Source organism: Halobaculum saliterrae (assembly GCF_009831625.1).
Lineage (GTDB): Archaea > Halobacteriota > Halobacteria > Halobacteriales > Haloferacaceae > Halobaculum > Halobaculum saliterrae.
In genome coordinates, this window is the sequence record NZ_WUUS01000009.1 from 122769 (window position 1) to 135773 (window position 13005).

Annotated in this window: 21 protein-coding genes; 8 read left to right on the forward strand and 13 right to left on the reverse strand. The window is 70.4% G+C overall.

The annotated features are described in order from the left end of the window. Positions 1 to 4 precede the first annotated feature (4 nt). Entirely contained in the window at positions 5 to 496 is a 492-nt protein-coding gene (locus GRX01_RS14430) for a hypothetical protein (RefSeq protein ID WP_159668949.1), read from the reverse strand. Between the two features lie 129 nt (positions 497 to 625). Between GRX01_RS14430 and GRX01_RS14435 the strand changes: the two genes are divergently transcribed. After that, entirely contained in the window at positions 626 to 1105 is a 480-nt protein-coding gene (locus tag GRX01_RS14435) for a hypothetical protein (RefSeq protein ID WP_159668952.1), read from the forward strand. Between the two features lie 58 nt (positions 1106 to 1163). Here the strand turns inward: GRX01_RS14435 and GRX01_RS14440 are convergent, their stop codons facing one another. Then, positions 1164 to 1604, reverse strand: a complete 441-nt coding sequence (locus GRX01_RS14440; RefSeq protein ID WP_159668955.1) for an Hsp20/alpha crystallin family protein — start codon at positions 1602 to 1604, stop codon at positions 1164 to 1166. Positions 1605 to 1762: 158 nt separating this feature from the next. On the opposite strand from GRX01_RS14440, the gene hisH reads away from it, so the two are divergent. Further along, positions 1763 to 2407, forward strand: a complete 645-nt coding sequence (hisH, locus tag GRX01_RS14445; RefSeq protein ID WP_159668959.1) for an imidazole glycerol phosphate synthase subunit HisH — start codon at positions 1763 to 1765, stop codon at positions 2405 to 2407. A 60-nt stretch (positions 2408 to 2467) separates the two neighbouring features. On the opposite strand, the gene GRX01_RS14450 is transcribed toward hisH, so the two are convergent. From GRX01_RS14450 to GRX01_RS14470, 5 genes are all read right to left on the reverse strand, one after another. Then, positions 2468 to 2905, reverse strand: a complete 438-nt coding sequence (locus tag GRX01_RS14450; protein ID WP_159668963.1) for an Hsp20/alpha crystallin family protein — start codon at positions 2903 to 2905, stop codon at positions 2468 to 2470. A 251-nt stretch (positions 2906 to 3156) separates the two neighbouring features. Further along, positions 3157 to 3978, reverse strand: coding sequence for a prephenate dehydratase (gene pheA / locus GRX01_RS14455; protein ID WP_159668966.1), 822 nt, complete (start codon positions 3976 to 3978; stop codon positions 3157 to 3159). A gap of 89 nt (positions 3979 to 4067) precedes the next feature. Then, on the reverse strand, positions 4068 to 4343 hold the full coding sequence (hisE, locus tag GRX01_RS14460) for a phosphoribosyl-ATP diphosphatase (protein ID WP_321168139.1): 276 nt from the start codon (positions 4341 to 4343) through the stop codon (positions 4068 to 4070). 83 nt (positions 4344 to 4426) lie between these two features. Next, on the reverse strand, positions 4427 to 5056 hold the full coding sequence (gene pdxT, locus GRX01_RS14465) for a pyridoxal 5'-phosphate synthase glutaminase subunit PdxT (protein WP_159668969.1): 630 nt from the start codon (positions 5054 to 5056) through the stop codon (positions 4427 to 4429). Positions 5057 to 5104: 48 nt separating this feature from the next. Continuing rightward, positions 5105 to 5266: a preprotein translocase subunit Sec61beta gene (locus GRX01_RS14470; RefSeq protein WP_073306607.1), complete on the reverse strand. Its 162-nt coding sequence runs from the start codon at positions 5264 to 5266 to the stop codon at positions 5105 to 5107. Between the two features lie 132 nt (positions 5267 to 5398). On the opposite strand from GRX01_RS14470, the gene GRX01_RS14475 reads away from it, so the two are divergent. Together GRX01_RS14475 and GRX01_RS14480 are read left to right on the forward strand one after the other, a co-directional pair. Continuing rightward, entirely contained in the window at positions 5399 to 5665 is a 267-nt protein-coding gene (locus tag GRX01_RS14475) for a thioredoxin family protein (protein WP_159668971.1), read from the forward strand. Positions 5666 to 5793: 128 nt separating this feature from the next. Further along, positions 5794 to 5943 carry a 50S ribosomal protein L40e gene (locus GRX01_RS14480; RefSeq protein WP_159668974.1) on the forward strand — a complete coding sequence of 50 codons (150 nt, stop codon included), beginning with the start codon at positions 5794 to 5796 and terminating at the stop codon, positions 5941 to 5943. Between the two features lie 137 nt (positions 5944 to 6080). Here the strand turns inward: GRX01_RS14480 and GRX01_RS14485 are convergent, their stop codons facing one another. Continuing rightward, a complete protein-coding gene (locus GRX01_RS14485) occupies positions 6081 to 6707 on the reverse strand; it encodes an MBL fold metallo-hydrolase (protein WP_159668977.1) in 627 nt (208 codons plus the stop codon). 125 nt (positions 6708 to 6832) lie between these two features. On the opposite strand from GRX01_RS14485, the gene GRX01_RS14490 reads away from it, so the two are divergent. Genes GRX01_RS14490 through GRX01_RS14500 form a run of 3 tightly spaced genes read left to right on the forward strand, consistent with a single transcriptional unit; the run spans position 6833 to position 8402 of the window. Further along, positions 6833 to 7003 (forward strand): DUF5786 family protein, encoded by a 171-nt coding sequence (locus tag GRX01_RS14490; RefSeq protein ID WP_159668980.1) that lies wholly within the window; start codon positions 6833 to 6835, stop codon positions 7001 to 7003. Positions 7004 to 7049: 46 nt separating this feature from the next. Next, a complete protein-coding gene (locus tag GRX01_RS14495; protein WP_321168140.1) occupies positions 7050 to 7763 on the forward strand; it encodes an endonuclease dU in 714 nt (237 codons plus the stop codon). A gap of 30 nt (positions 7764 to 7793) precedes the next feature. Further along, positions 7794 to 8402, forward strand: coding sequence for a uracil-DNA glycosylase (locus GRX01_RS14500; RefSeq protein ID WP_159668983.1), 609 nt, complete (start codon positions 7794 to 7796; stop codon positions 8400 to 8402). A 19-nt stretch (positions 8403 to 8421) separates the two neighbouring features. Here the strand turns inward: GRX01_RS14500 and GRX01_RS14505 are convergent, their stop codons facing one another. The 4 genes from GRX01_RS14505 to GRX01_RS14520 form a co-directional block, all read right to left on the reverse strand. Continuing rightward, positions 8422 to 9108: a rhomboid family intramembrane serine protease gene (locus tag GRX01_RS14505; RefSeq protein ID WP_159668986.1), complete on the reverse strand. Its 687-nt coding sequence runs from the start codon at positions 9106 to 9108 to the stop codon at positions 8422 to 8424. Positions 9109 to 9262: 154 nt separating this feature from the next. Next, on the reverse strand, positions 9263 to 9853 hold the full coding sequence (locus GRX01_RS14510) for a 50S ribosomal protein L15e (RefSeq protein ID WP_159668989.1): 591 nt from the start codon (positions 9851 to 9853) through the stop codon (positions 9263 to 9265). 134 nt (positions 9854 to 9987) lie between these two features. Continuing rightward, a complete protein-coding gene (locus GRX01_RS14515) occupies positions 9988 to 10296 on the reverse strand; it encodes a hypothetical protein (protein ID WP_159668992.1) in 309 nt (102 codons plus the stop codon). 57 nt (positions 10297 to 10353) lie between these two features. Beyond that, positions 10354 to 11271 carry a serine/threonine-protein kinase RIO2 gene (locus tag GRX01_RS14520; protein ID WP_159668995.1) on the reverse strand — a complete coding sequence of 306 codons (918 nt, stop codon included), beginning with the start codon at positions 11269 to 11271 and terminating at the stop codon, positions 10354 to 10356. Between the two features lie 180 nt (positions 11272 to 11451). Here GRX01_RS14520 and GRX01_RS14525 point away from each other — a divergent pair, with 180 nt between their 5' ends. Beyond that, the gene (locus tag GRX01_RS14525) at positions 11452 to 12321 is read left to right on the forward strand and encodes a lipoate--protein ligase family protein (RefSeq protein ID WP_159668998.1); all 870 of its coding nucleotides are present in this window, start codon (positions 11452 to 11454) and stop codon (positions 12319 to 12321) included. A gap of 85 nt (positions 12322 to 12406) precedes the next feature. Here GRX01_RS14525 and GRX01_RS14530 read toward each other — a convergent pair whose 3' ends face one another. Beyond that, complete coding sequence (locus GRX01_RS14530) at positions 12407 to 12955, reverse strand: peroxiredoxin family protein (RefSeq protein ID WP_159669001.1); 549 nt, start codon at positions 12953 to 12955, stop codon at positions 12407 to 12409. Positions 12956 to 13005: the final 50 nt, after the last annotated feature.

The following is a 13005-nucleotide window of genomic DNA, read 5'->3' on the forward strand; positions in this document are numbered from 1 at the left end:
TCGCTCAGTCCCGTTCGTTCCAGTCGAGATCCACGTCGCGTCGCGTGCCGGGGTCGGCCGCGAACGGACCGAAGCCGTACACCACGACGAGCACCGCGAGCGCCGGCAGGAGGTTGCCGACGAGCGGGAGCAGGACGAACGGGAGGTCCACGAACACCGTCCGCGGAGCGAACGCCGCCAGCAGCGCGACCCACGCGCCCGGCAGGACGATCAGGCCGCCGGCGACCTCGACCCGGCGGGCGCGGGCCGTCGGGGTCGCTGACGCGCCCCCGCGCCACGCGCCCGCGAGGCTCGCGAGCACGACGACGCCGGCGAGGAGGGCGCCGTCGAAGGGCCCCGCGATGCCGCCGGGCCAGCCCGGGGCGGCGAGGAAGGCGAGGACGCCCGACAGCGACACGCCGAGGTGGACAGCCGCGAGCCCCCACGCGGCCGCGCCGACCGCGCGGTCGCGGGGCGTTCCGGGGGTCCGCTCGGTCGACGGCGTTGGATCGGACACGAGCGATCGAACGCGGGCGGGGCCCAAGTCGGCGTCGACTGCGGTGAGTGAGGGGTTGCCGACCGACTCGGTCGACTCGCGTCGCCGTCGGGTCGTCGGATTCAAGCTCGTGCCCGGAGAGGGCGGACCATGGGCGAGGCGGCGAACCGGGTCCAACACCACTTACGTGAACGCCTCGCGTGTGCGCTTCCCGGGTACGAGTGGCACGAGGAGCACGTCGTCGGCGACACCCCGGTCGACGTGGCGGGCGTGGGCGACGCGCTCGTGCTCGTCGAACTGGAGTGGCGTCGGGCCGATCCCGCGAACAACACGGTGAAACTGTTCCGCGAACTCGCGGAGACGGACCTGGCGTCGTCGTTCGGTTCCGTCCACGTCGTCCAACTGTTCAGTCGCTACTACGACCTCGCGTCGGGGGGAGTGAGCACGAAGCGACGTAACGCCGTCTTCGTCGGCGAACGGGTCGCCGAGACGGTGCCGGCCGCGACGTTCACGGCGGTCACGCTCGGGATCGACCCGCCGAGACGCGGCGGGGACCTGCCCGAGGACTGGCGGGAGTCGGTCGAGAACGTGGGCGACCGGATCGGTCGGGAAGTGACGACGGGGCACTAGCGAGGACGAGAACGACGGGGGAGAAATCGTCAGAAACGGGGTCGCGACCGCCGTCGGATCAGTTCACGTCGATCCGGTGGCCCTCGTCGCCCTCCTCGTCCGCGTGGACCTTGGGGAGGGTGACGGTGAGCACGCCGTTGGCGTAGGTCGCGCTCGCGTCGTCCTCGTGGATCTCGGCGGGGAGGGTGATCGACCGGCGCATCGACTCGGAACGGCGCTCGCGGCGCAGGTACGCGCCGGCGTCGTCGCCCTCGTCGCGGCTGATCTCGCGTTCGGCGCGGATCGAGAGGACGCCGTCGCGGACGGTCAGGTCGATGTCCTCCGTCTCGAAGCCCGGGAGGTCGGCCATCACCGCGACCTCGTCGTCGTACTCGGCCACGTCGACGTCGACGCCCGAGCGTCGCATCCGGTCGAACTCGCCCAAGTCCATCCGCCCGACGTTGCGGGACATACGGTCGAACATCCGGTTCATATCGTCGAAGGGAGTCATGTTACTCATGGAATATCACCGAGTTATACCACGTCTCGTCAGGTATTAAACACCGCTGGACGCGTGGTAGCTCGCTTCACGGCCCATGATCGGTCTCCCCGACGCCGGTACCCGCGGACCGGACACCGACGGGCAACGGTTTTCACCGGCCACGCCCCACGTCCGGTATGAACGTCACCGTCATCGACTACGGCGTCGGCAACCTCCGAAGCCTTCGCCGCGGGCTCGAACGGGCCGGCGCGGACGTTGCGGTCTCCGACGACCCCGACGCGATCCGCGACGCGGAGGCGCTCGTGCTCCCGGGAGTGGGCGCCTTCCGCGAGTGCGTCGCCAACTCCGAGCCGTTCCACGACGTGCTGATCGAGAAGGCCGAGGACACGCCGATCCTCGGCGTCTGCGTCGGGCTCCAGCTCATGTACGAGGAGAGCACCGAGGGCGCGTCCGAGGGCCAGACCGTCGAGGGGCTGGGCCTCATTCCGGGGCGCGTCGAGCGGCTCCCCGACTCCGTGAAGGTGCCGCACATGGGCTGGAACGAGCTCACCCCCGAGCGCGACCACCCCATCATGGACGGGATCAGCGAGGGCGACTACGCGTACTTCGTCCACTCGTACTGCGCGGACGTGACCGACCGCACCATCGCCTCCTGCGAGTACGGGCGACGCTTCGCCGCCATCGCCGCCAACGAGGCCGGCAACGTCGTGGGCACACAGTTCCACCCGGAGAAGAGCGGCGAGACCGGCCTGCAGGTCCTGAGCAACTTCGTCGACTACGCCGAGGCGTACCACGCCGGCGAGGTCGCGACGGCGGACTGACGGCGCAGAGGCGCGTCGTCCGCACCGCCGACCGACGTCTCGATCCCCTACGTCGATCGTTCACTCGACGTCGATCTGCGTCCCATCCCCCGAGTCCGGCTCCCGCTTCGGCAGCGTCACGGTCAACACCCCGTGGTCGTAGGTGGCGGTCGCCTCCGACTCGTTCACTTCGTCGGGAAGCTGCACTCGTCGCGTCACAGAGCGACGACGCCGCTCGCGGCGGTGGTACTGTCCGTCGGGAGCCGCCCCGGCGCTCGTCTCCTCGTCGTCGGACTCCGCGCGCAGCGTCAGCGTGCGGCCGGAGACGGTCACCTCGACGTCCTCGTCGCCGAACCCCGGGAGGTCTGCGACCACGACGAACTCGCCGTCGCGCTCGAGCAGGTCGACCGGTACGTCGCCACGACCGGGGTTCCCCAGCGTCGTGTCGACCTCGTCCAGTTCCTCGCCCAGTTGTTCGAGCAGGTCGGTGACGTCGTCGAACGGCGTCCGTTCCGTCATGTCGACGAGTAGACCGGTAGGCGGCTTGAGCCTGTCGCCGGGGAAGGGTCGGAATAGGCGAGGATTGAAACCGGATGACGGGACCACGGACGCCGTGCGGTAAGTACGGCCCCCGGCGGGCAGCGGGTGTGCGACGCCGCCGTCGGGAAGCGGCGGGTCGAGGCGTCGCCTGTCAGCCACCGAACGCCGTCGGAGGGAGTGGACCGGCGGGGACGGATCCGACCGCGATCGAGGACAGTCCGGAGCCGACGCTACGAGACGACGTGCTCGGTGTCGTAGGACCCCAGCACGCGGACCCAGCCGTCGTCGACGATCGCCGCCACGTCGTCGACGGCCGCCCGGGCGCGGTCCTCGTACATTCCGGCCTCGAAGTCGATGTGGAACAGGTAGTCGCCGAGGCGCTCGCCGCTCGGGCGCGACTCGATGCGCGAGAGGTTCACGTCGCGGTCGGCGAACGCCTCCAGGACCTCCAGCAACAGCCCCGGGTAGTTCGCGCCCGGGTACACCACGACGGAGCTCTTCCCGCCGGCCTCGCTCCGCTCGGCCTCGGGCGCGACGACGAGGAACCGGGTCGCGTTCGACGACTGGTCCTGAATGTCCTCCGCGAGCACGCGAAGGTCGACGCCGCCGTCGTCGGCCACGGCGTTCGCGGGGTGGCCGATGCCGGCGACCGACGCGTCCTCGCGGGCGCGCTCGACGCCGCGGGCCGTGGAGGCGACCGCCTCCTGTCGGACGTCGGGGTACTCGCGCTCCAGGTAGTCGCGGCACTGTGCGAGCGCCTGGGAGTGCGAGGCGACCACGTCGAACGTCTCCGCCTGCGCCAACAGCGCGTGGCGGATCGGCGTGACGATCTCGCGGACGACGGACACCTCGGCCTCGGTGAGCGCGTCGAGGCTCTCGGTGACGCTGCCCTCGATGCTGTTCTCGACGGGAACGACGCCGCGGTCGTACTCGCCGTCGGCCACCGCCTCGACGATGGCCGTGACCGACTCGCGGAAGGCGACGTCGTCGGCGACGGCCCGCGCGGCGCGGTGGGAGTACGTACCGGCGGGACCGAGCGTGACTGCCTGCATACCCCGCCGTGCGCCGGCGACCCCGATAAGGACACCGGGTCCGTCAGAACTTCCACACGACACCGGCGAGTCAGAGCGGCGTCCGGGGCTCAAAAGCGGTCGCGCAGCTCCGTACGGAGGTCCGCCACGTCGAGGTCCTTCCGCGCGAACAGCACGAGCAGGTGGTAGACGAGGTCTGCCGCCTCCGCGGTCAGCTCCTCGACGTCGTCGTCCTTCGCCGCGAGGATCGTCTCGGTCGCCTCCTCGCCGATCTTCTCGAGCACCGCGTTCTCGCCCTTCTCGTGGGTGAACAGGGAGGCGGTGTACGAGCCCTCGGGGAGGCGCTCCTTTCGGTCCTCGATCGTCGCGAACAGCGCGTCGAGCACCTCCTCGTCGGCGACCGCGGCCGACTCCGGGGCGACGTCGTCGTCGGGTACCTCGGGGTCCGCGTCGGCCGCGGCGTCGTCGCTCACGTGTCGACCCCCGCGTCCGCGTCGGCGTCCACGGGGAGCGCCGCGTGTTCCTGCCCGAAGAACGCCAGATCGTGGATCCGGGAGTCGGGCGTCAATTCGGGGTGGAACGAGGTGGCGATCACCGAGCCCTGCTTGACGGCGACCGGGTCGCCGTCCCACTCGGCGAGCACCTCGACTTCCTCATCGACCTCGTCGATGACGGGCGCGCGGATGAACACCGCCGGGAACGGCTCGTCGAGCCCGACCACGGACAGCGGCGCCTCGAAGGAGTCCGCCTGTCGACCGAACGCGTTGCGGTCGACGCTCACGTCGAGCACGTCGAGCGTCGCCACCCGGTCGTCCTTGGCGTCGCGGGACGCGACGATGAGCCCCGCACACGTCGCGAGCAGCGGCTTATCGGCGGCGACGTGCGCGCGTATCTCCTCGTCGATTCCCTCCTCACGCAGCAGCCGAGAGATCGTCGTCGACTCCCCGCCGGGCATGAGCAACACGTCACACTCCGGGACGACGCCGGCGTCGCGGATCTCGACGACCTCCACGTCGACGCCGTGGCTCGCGGCCGCGCGGCGGACCGCGTCGGCGTGCTCCGAGACGTCGCCTTGGACGGCGATAACGCCCGCGTTCATGGGAGAGAATCGACGGGCTGCGAGTGAAAAGCTGTCGTTCGGACCGAGTCAGAACGCGAACCCGAGGATCAACACGAGGATGCCGAAGAGGAGCCCGAAGGCGACGACGGTCTTCGGGTCGATCCGGATCGCGTTGCGGTCCTCCGCGTCGAAGTAGCGGACGAGCCCCGCGCTGGACATCAGGCCGCCGCTGTTTTGTCCGCTGCTCATATCCGGGTCATCGTGAGTCGCCGGCCTAAGCCTTTCGACCGGCGCTCGCACGTGGCCGGATCGGTGGCGGCCGACCGTCGGAACGGCCAGTGAGTAATCCTTATGCGCGGCCCGTCGCAACTGGCGGTCGGTATGAGCGTTCGACTCAAGGACTTCTACGCGGACTGGTGTGGCCCCTGTAAGACCCAGGACCCGATCCTCGACGAGCTCGAGGAGGACTACCCCGACGTGAGCTTCGAGAAGGTGGACGTCGAGGAGGAACAGGAGATCGCGAACCAGTATCAGGTGCGCTCCCTCCCGACCCTCATCGTCGAGAACGACGACGGCGTCGTCGACCGCTTCGTCGGCGTCACCCAGCGCGAGGACCTCGAGGAGGCGCTCGCGCAGGCCGGCGCGTAGGGCCGGACGGCCGCCGACACCGGTTGGCCGCACGGGGGTCCGCCGGGCTTCCATGACGACGACCGCCACGGTGGGGGTCCCGGTCCGACTCGCAACCGTTAACACGGGCGCGGCCGCTTTCGACACGTATGGCAAATTTCGAGGCGGCCGAGCGCCGTACGCTCGATAAACTCGTCTGCATGCGGTGCAACGCCCGGAACCCGAAGCGCGCGGACAACTGTCGCAAGTGCGGCTACGGGAACCTCCGCCCGAAGGCGAAGGAACCGCGCACCGCATAACTCGACGATCGGGCGTCACGCCCGGAAACGCCGCCCACTCCTCCGATCCGCTGTGTCGCCAGCTGCGGGGCTACCGGTTCTGCGTGGCTACCGCCCCCCGCGGCTACCGACCCATCATGGGCGACGCCGAGCGCGTGCTACTCCTCCGGATACTTCGGCTCGCGGCGTTCGGCGCGCGCAAGCGCCCGCTCGATCACGTCGCGAACGGAGTCGCCGCCGGCCTCGGCGTGAAACGCGTCGCCGTGACCCGCGTACAGCGACTCGACGGAGTCGGGGAGCCGGTCGAGCAGGTCCCGAAGGCTCTCGATGAGTCGCTCGCGCGACTGCCCCGCCATGTCGGTTCGGCCGAACGAGCCGTCGTCGAACGCGCCGTCGTTGTACACGACCACGTCGCCGGAGAACAGCGCGGTCTCCCCGACCAGCGAGACGTGGTCCGTGGCGTGCCCCGGCGTGTACACGACCTCCGCCGTCTCGTCGCCGATCTCGACCTCGTCGCCGTCGTCGAGCGCGTGGTCGCGCCGCGGGTGATCGCCGTGGGCGTACAGTTCGGCGTCGAACGCGTCGAGCACCGCGTCCAACTCGCCCACGTGGTCGTGGTGCTGGTGCGTGAGAACCACCCGATCGAGGTCGTCGGTGTGCTCTGTCAGCACGTCGACGACGCCCGGCATCGTCCCCGCGTCCACGAGCGTCGGCACCGCGCCGTCGACGAGGTACGCGTTGCAGGTGAACTCCTCGGCGTCGGCCGTGACGTTGACCGCGTCCATGGTCGAACGCTGTGGCGCCGCGCGTAAAAGCCGACCTGCCGCGGCAGCGACGCGGTCGCGGAGCCGTCGCGTCGACCGGACCGACCCCCAGATATTTCTGTCGGTATCGGCTACGTACAGATGGTATGGGCTTCGGAAGCTACGACGAATCCGAACAGGAGAACCAGCAGTTGGATTCGGATCTCGATCAGGACACCGTGGACGGCGGCGAGGCCGACCACGACGGCGACATCGAGTTCGAGTTCGAAGCCTCGAACGACGAGCTCCTCGACAAGCTCGAGGACATCAAGGACTGACGGCCGCGAGATCGTCGGACGCCGTCGTATCGTGCCGGACCACGTCGTGAACCCCGGAACCCGCGCGCTCGGCGTCGCCGTCTCGGCCGACGGGCGATCCGACGAGTACCCGCCGGCGCGCGCGACGGTCGCGGCCGCGGTCGTCCGGGCCGACCGCGTGGTCGACGGACTCTCGTTTTCGACGTGCACCGTCGGCGGGAGCGACGCGACCGCCGCCGTCGTCGACTGCGTCGACCGGCTCGGCCGCCCGGACGCGCGCCACCTCCTGCTCGCCGGCGTCGCTCCGGCGTGGTTCAACCTGATCGATCTCCGCCGCGTCCACGAGGCCGCCGACCGACCCGTCCTCGCGGTCTCGTTCGAGGCGAGCGCGGGGCTGGGACCGCACCTCCGCGAGCACTTCTCGGGCGGGGCGCTCGACCGCCGACTGGCCGTCTACGAGTCGCTTCCCGATCGGGAACCGGTGTCCCTCGACGGCGACGGGAGCGGCGGAGTCGGCGGCGACGAGGTCGACAGCGACGGGAGCGGCGGCGGTCCGGAGGACGAGCGCGAACCGGACCTGTGGGTCCGCCCCGTCGGCGTCGACGCCGCCGCGGCTCGCCGGATCGTCGCCGCCCACACCCCCGACGGACAGGGTCGCCCGGAGCCCCTCCGCGTGGCGCGACTCGCGGCGCGCGCCGGCCGTTCGTACGCCGATCGTCGCACGGACGCCTCCTCGAACACCGCACCGGAGTCGGCGCCGAACGACGGTCGAGACGAGTAGGTTTACCTCCGCGGCGGGCCGGGTTCGCGTATGAGCGAGCAGTCGCTGGACGCGGATCTGTGCGTGTCGGACTGCGAGCGCTGTCCGGCGCTCGTGGAGTCGCGATCGCGGATCGTCAACGGGGCCGGGCCGACCGACGCCGACCTCGTGTTCGTCGGCGAGGCGCCGGGTGCGAACGAGGACGAGCAGGGGGAGCCGTTCGTCGGCCGCTCGGGAACGGTGCTGGACGACGCGCTGCGCGACGCCGGCCTCGCCCGCGCCGACGTTCGCATCACCAACTGCGTGCGCTGTCGTCCGCCGGACAACCGCGACCCCCACAGCGACGAGCTGGAGGACTGCCGCGGGTATCTCGCCGAGGAGCTCGCGCGCGTCGATCCCGAGCTCGTCGTCACGCTCGGGAAGGTACCCTCCCAGCACCTCCTCGGTCGCTCGGTCGCCGTGACGAGCGAGTCCGGCGAGGTGTTCGACGCCCGGGTCGGCGACACCGCGGTCCGCCTGCTGGTGTGTCTCCATCCGGCGGCGACGCTGTACGACCGGAGTCAAGCCGACGCCTTCGAGGAGACGGTTCGGACGGCGGCGGAGCTCGCTGGGCTCGCCGACGGCGACTCCGGCGGGCAGGCGTCGCTGGGCGACTACTGAGTTCGGGCGGGAGCGAGCACTACGAGGCGTCGGTCTCCCGCGATCCGTCGGGGGGACCGCGCCACAGCGCGCCGACGAGCAGGCCGAAGACGAGGCCGGTGAGGTGTCCGCCGTTCACCGCCGCGGGCGCCCCCGGGAGGTTCGTGAGGAGGTCGACCGCGACCGTGAGGACCGACGAGACGCCGATCACGGCGGCGATCAGGTCCAACTCGGAGCGGTCCTCGGGGTTCCCAGCCGCCCGCGTCAACGCGAACCCGCCGAGCGCGTAGCCGAGCCCGCTGATCCCGTAGACGGCGACGTTCGACGCCGGGCTGTACGCCGACAGCACCGCGTAGCCGACGCCGAGCGCGAGCGCGAGCCCCCCGAGCAGGAACACCCAGTAGCCCCCGGGCGAGAAGTGTCGTTCCTGGGGCGCGAGCACCAGCAGGACGAGCACGTTCGAGAGGAAGTGCGGGGCGCCCCGGTGGAGAAACGGCGACAGGAGGAGGACCGCGTCGCCGCCCTCGAGATAGAGAAACGCAGTCAGCGCGCGGATCGACGGCGCCCCCGTGGCCCACGCCGCGACCGCCTGCAGGAGGAACACCGTCGAGGTGAGCGCGACGACCGTCATCGTCGTCCGCGTCCGTGCCGCACGGTACTGGCGCCGGAGGGTCGAGACGAACGCGCGCCAGTCGGCGGTCGGCGCCGGTCGGTCCGCTGGCTCCATCGGACGGTGGTCGGGGACAGACGCCCTTAGCACTTCCTCGACACGTGGCAGCCACGGGGAGAGCCGGTGCTGGCGACAGTAGGGAGGCAAAGGCTGTGGCCGCCGCTGTGCGGCGTGGCGTCGAAAGAACGTGGATCCGGTCGCGTCGCGGCCGTTACTTGCCGCCGCGGTCGCCGCGCGAGATGGACGGGCGAGTCTTCTCGGTACCCTTGCCGCGCTGACTCAGGCCGCGGTTGTTCTTGCCCGCGTTCGTGAGACCGCGGAACGCGCGGCCCTTCTGGGAGTCGTCGCAGATCCAGTTGAGCTCGTCGTCGTTCTGGATCGCGGGGTGCTCGGGGTCGACGAGGATCACTTCGGTCCACTTCTGGGAGCCGTCCTGCCCGACGGGGTAGGAGGCGAGCACGCGAAGGTTCGGGTACTTCCGCGAGACGCGCTCCTCGCCGATGCGCTGGATCGACTTCCGGCGACCGATGCGGTTGACGCCCTGCCGCTTCGTTCGGCGGCCCGCCTTGTGGCGCTGCTTGCGTGCGCCGCCCTTGCGGACGGAGACGCGCGCCATCACGACGCCCTGCTTGGCCTTGTAGCCGAGCTCGCGCGCCTTGTCGAGGCGGGTCGGTCGGTCGATGCGGACGATGGCGCCCTCGTCGCGCCAGTCCTGTTTGCGCTGCCACTGCAGTTCCGCGAGCTTGCCCTCGTCCTGGTTCCGCCAGGCTTCCTTGATGTGGGAGTAGAAGCTTCGTGCCATTGGTGGTCTCCGCGGGCGCTTGCGATTCAACCGCGTCGGGGAACCCCCGAGCGGTCACATTTCGTCCCGGCGTACCGGGTGCCCACTGGCGGCCCACCTGCCAGCGAGTTACGGATCGTTCCGCGCAGGCGCTGTTAAGGGCTGCGTTTCGAGTCGTCACCGTCGAACAGGCGCGGACCGATCCGCTCGGCGATGCCGAGTGCGGGCACGAGCGCGACCCAGCCGGCGACGACGAGCACTGCGCCGGCGAACGCGTAGTAGCCCTGCGAGCAGCAGTAGTAACCGCCGCCGAGCCCGCGGAGGAACTCCCGGCCGCCGTACGCGAGCGCGAGCGTTCCGACGGCCGCGACGACCGGGCGAACGATCGGCTTCGGATAGCGATCGAGAAGGCGTGGGGACCAGACGGCGCCGACGAGCAGCGCCGCCGCGACGAGTTCGTTCACGGCCCGGTGCTCGCGACGATCCCTGAAAAGTCCGCCGCAGGGCCGTGCGTTCGGCGCCTACGCCTCGGATCCCGCGAACGCCCGCACCGACTCGAACTCGCCGTCGACGATCGCGTCGGCGACGGCGTCGGCGTCGACGTCAGGGGTCTCGCTCGGATACTTCCGAACGAAGTAGCTCACGATGTTGTCCACGTCGCGCGCGAGCAGTTCGTCGGCGTTCTCGTGGTCAGTTTCGACCGACTGGGGCCAGTCGAAGATCACGATCCCGTCGTCGCTGACGGCGACGTTGTACTCGGAGATGTCCGCGTGGACGTAGCCCGCGCGATACGCCAGATCCATCTCGCGGAGGATCAGGTCGAGCACGCCGACGACCTGCTCGGAGCGGAGCTTCGCGTTCGCCAGCTCCGGACCGGGGAGCTTCTCCATCACGATCGCGTGACGGTTGTGGTCGATCGGCCGCGGCACCGACACCTGCGGGTACAGGTCCTCCAGCGCGCCGTACTCGCGCTCGGCGGCCTTGCGCGCGGTGTACTGCCAGGAGACGTGGTTGTTGTCGCTGGTGTAGTCGCGCTCCTTGTTCACCTCGCGGAAGTTGGTGTACCCCTCGCGGTGGAACTTCAGCGCCATCGGGCGGTACGTCTCCACCTCGTACACGTCGCTCTCCTTCCCGACGCCCAGCGACGACCCCATCCCGGTGACCGTCTCGCGCTCGGCGAACGTGTGCAGCGCCAGCGCGTCATATCCCATGAACGTGAGCTGGTACCCCTCGTACTGGATCGTCTTGCGCCGGATCAGGTCGCGATCCGAACAGCGGTCGATCCGGTACTCGGCGTTCTCCTCGGAGAGCCCGGCGTACCCCGGGATCTTCTCGACGTTCACCCACTCCGAGAAACGCATGCCCTGCTCGACGCCCGAGAGGAGATAGAAGTCCTCGGGCTCGAGCTCGGCCATCGTCTCGGCGACGTTCCCGACCATTACCCGTGTGTCGTCGCCGCGAGGTGAAAAGGGGTTCGTGGCGGGAACCGATCGACGTCCCGAACGCCGACCGTCGGTCGCCAGCCCGCTGTCCCCCGACTCACCGGTCGCCTACGCTCGATCCTCGGTCCGTCGGCTCGCGACCGGCGGCTCTTTGGCCCCCGACGCCGGACTCCCGCCATGAGCGATTCGGACGCCGAGGGCGATGCGGTCGGGTCAGGCGACGGCTCCGCGGGCCCGCTCGCGGACCGGGAGTGGCGCCTGATCCGTGAGGAGTCCCGACCCGGACCGCTGAACATGGCGCTCGACGAGGTCGCCGCCGAGACCGCCGCGGCGGGCGGTCCCCGCACGGTCCGCGTGTACCGCTGGGATCCCACGTGTCTCTCGATGGGCTACGCCCAGGAGCCGGAGACTGTCGACTGGGACCGCTGCGCCGACGCCGGGGTCGACGTGACGCGTCGCCAGACCGGCGGCGGCGGCATCTATCACGATCACGACGGCGACATCTCCTACTCGATCACGGCGCCCGCCGCGGAGCTTCCGGGGAAACTCCTCGACGCCTACCACCTCCTGTGTGAGCCAGTCCTCGCCGCGTTCCGTGCGCTCGGCGTCGACGCCGACTACGCCGACGAGGAGCGCCCGGCGATCTATCAGCCCGCGTGCTACCTCCGCGCTCTCCACCCGGCCCACGACGTGTGCGCCGACGGGGGTGCGGGGCGGAAACTGTCGGGCAACGCCCAGTACCGCCGCGAGGAGAGCGTCATCCAGCACGGCTCGGTCACGTTCGACGCGAAGCCGAGCGATCACCTCGCAGTCTTCCGCGACCACGGCGTGAGCGAGGAGCGGTTCGCCGAGCGCGTCGGCGGGATCACCGACTACGCGGACGCGACCCGCGAGGAGGCAGTCGCCGCGTTCGAGGACGCGCTGGCGACGTGGGCCGGCGCCGAGGAGGGCGAGTGGACCGACGACGAACTCGCGCGCGCCGAGGAGGTCGCGGACGAGAAGTACCGCGACGACGGCTGGGTTCGCGAGCGTCCCGGGGGTCGTTGACTGCGTCGCCGGCGGCGACGACCGCGGTCGCGTCGCCCACGTCGGCGTCGTACTCGGTCTCGCCGACGGCGAGCGCGCGGCCGAGTCAGAAGCCGAACGTCTCGGGCACCTCGCCCAGTTCCGCTCGCACCGCCTCGTGGATCTCCGCGACCGGCGGCGTGTCGCGCGTCGGGTCGAGCCAGTGCTCGCCGAGCCAGCGGTAGCGGATCACGCCGTCCTCGTCGATCAGGAAGCACGAGCGCCGCGAGCGGCGAAAGAGGCCGAACGTCCGGTAGGCGACGCCGAACGACTCCGAGATCGACAGGTCGGTGTCGGCGTACAGGGGGAACCCGAGGTTCAGGCGGTCGATGAACTGGCGATGCAGGCGTGGGCCGGACTTCGAGACGCCGACGACGTTCACCTCCTCGCCGGAGGCGAACCAGTCGAAGTCGCGGAAGGCACACCACTCCTCGATACAGTCGGGGCTGAAATCGACCGTGTAGAAGCTGAGGAGGACGGGCTTGTCGAGTAGTTCCGAGAGCGACGTCTCGCGCGTCTCCCCCTCGGGCGTGACGAGCGTCGCGGCGAACTCCGGGGCCGGATCGCCCACGTCGAGCGGGTCGCCCGGAGCCTGCGGCGGATCGGACGATAGCATTCGACGGACCTGCGGGTGCTCGGGGAATAAGCGTGCGCATCCACCTCTCG

Coding starts and splice junctions, on each gene's coding strand:
- GRX01_RS14435 (WP_159668952.1), top strand. CDS start 626: ATGGGCGAGGCGGCGAACCGGGTCCAACACCACTTACGTGAACGCCTC.
- GRX01_RS14440 (WP_159668955.1), bottom strand. CDS start 1,604: ATGAGTAACATGACTCCCTTCGACGATATGAACCGGATGTTCGACCGT.
- hisH (WP_159668959.1), top strand. CDS start 1,763: ATGAACGTCACCGTCATCGACTACGGCGTCGGCAACCTCCGAAGCCTT.
- GRX01_RS14450 (WP_159668963.1), bottom strand. CDS start 2,905: ATGACGGAACGGACGCCGTTCGACGACGTCACCGACCTGCTCGAACAA.
- pheA (WP_159668966.1), bottom strand. CDS start 3,978: ATGCAGGCAGTCACGCTCGGTCCCGCCGGTACGTACTCCCACCGCGCC.
- pdxT (WP_159668969.1), bottom strand. CDS start 5,056: ATGAACGCGGGCGTTATCGCCGTCCAAGGCGACGTCTCGGAGCACGCC.
- GRX01_RS14470 (WP_073306607.1), bottom strand. CDS start 5,266: ATGAGCAGCGGACAAAACAGCGGCGGCCTGATGTCCAGCGCGGGGCTC.
- GRX01_RS14475 (WP_159668971.1), top strand. CDS start 5,399: ATGAGCGTTCGACTCAAGGACTTCTACGCGGACTGGTGTGGCCCCTGT.
- GRX01_RS14480 (WP_159668974.1), top strand. CDS start 5,794: ATGGCAAATTTCGAGGCGGCCGAGCGCCGTACGCTCGATAAACTCGTC.
- GRX01_RS14485 (WP_159668977.1), bottom strand. CDS start 6,707: ATGGACGCGGTCAACGTCACGGCCGACGCCGAGGAGTTCACCTGCAAC.
- GRX01_RS14490 (WP_159668980.1), top strand. CDS start 6,833: ATGGGCTTCGGAAGCTACGACGAATCCGAACAGGAGAACCAGCAGTTG.
- GRX01_RS14500 (WP_159668983.1), top strand. CDS start 7,794: ATGAGCGAGCAGTCGCTGGACGCGGATCTGTGCGTGTCGGACTGCGAG.
- GRX01_RS14505 (WP_159668986.1), bottom strand. CDS start 9,108: ATGGAGCCAGCGGACCGACCGGCGCCGACCGCCGACTGGCGCGCGTTC.
- GRX01_RS14510 (WP_159668989.1), bottom strand. CDS start 9,853: ATGGCACGAAGCTTCTACTCCCACATCAAGGAAGCCTGGCGGAACCAG.
- GRX01_RS14520 (WP_159668995.1), bottom strand. CDS start 11,271: ATGGTCGGGAACGTCGCCGAGACGATGGCCGAGCTCGAGCCCGAGGAC.
- GRX01_RS14525 (WP_159668998.1), top strand. CDS start 11,452: ATGAGCGATTCGGACGCCGAGGGCGATGCGGTCGGGTCAGGCGACGGC.
- GRX01_RS14530 (WP_159669001.1), bottom strand. CDS start 12,955: ATGCTATCGTCCGATCCGCCGCAGGCTCCGGGCGACCCGCTCGACGTG.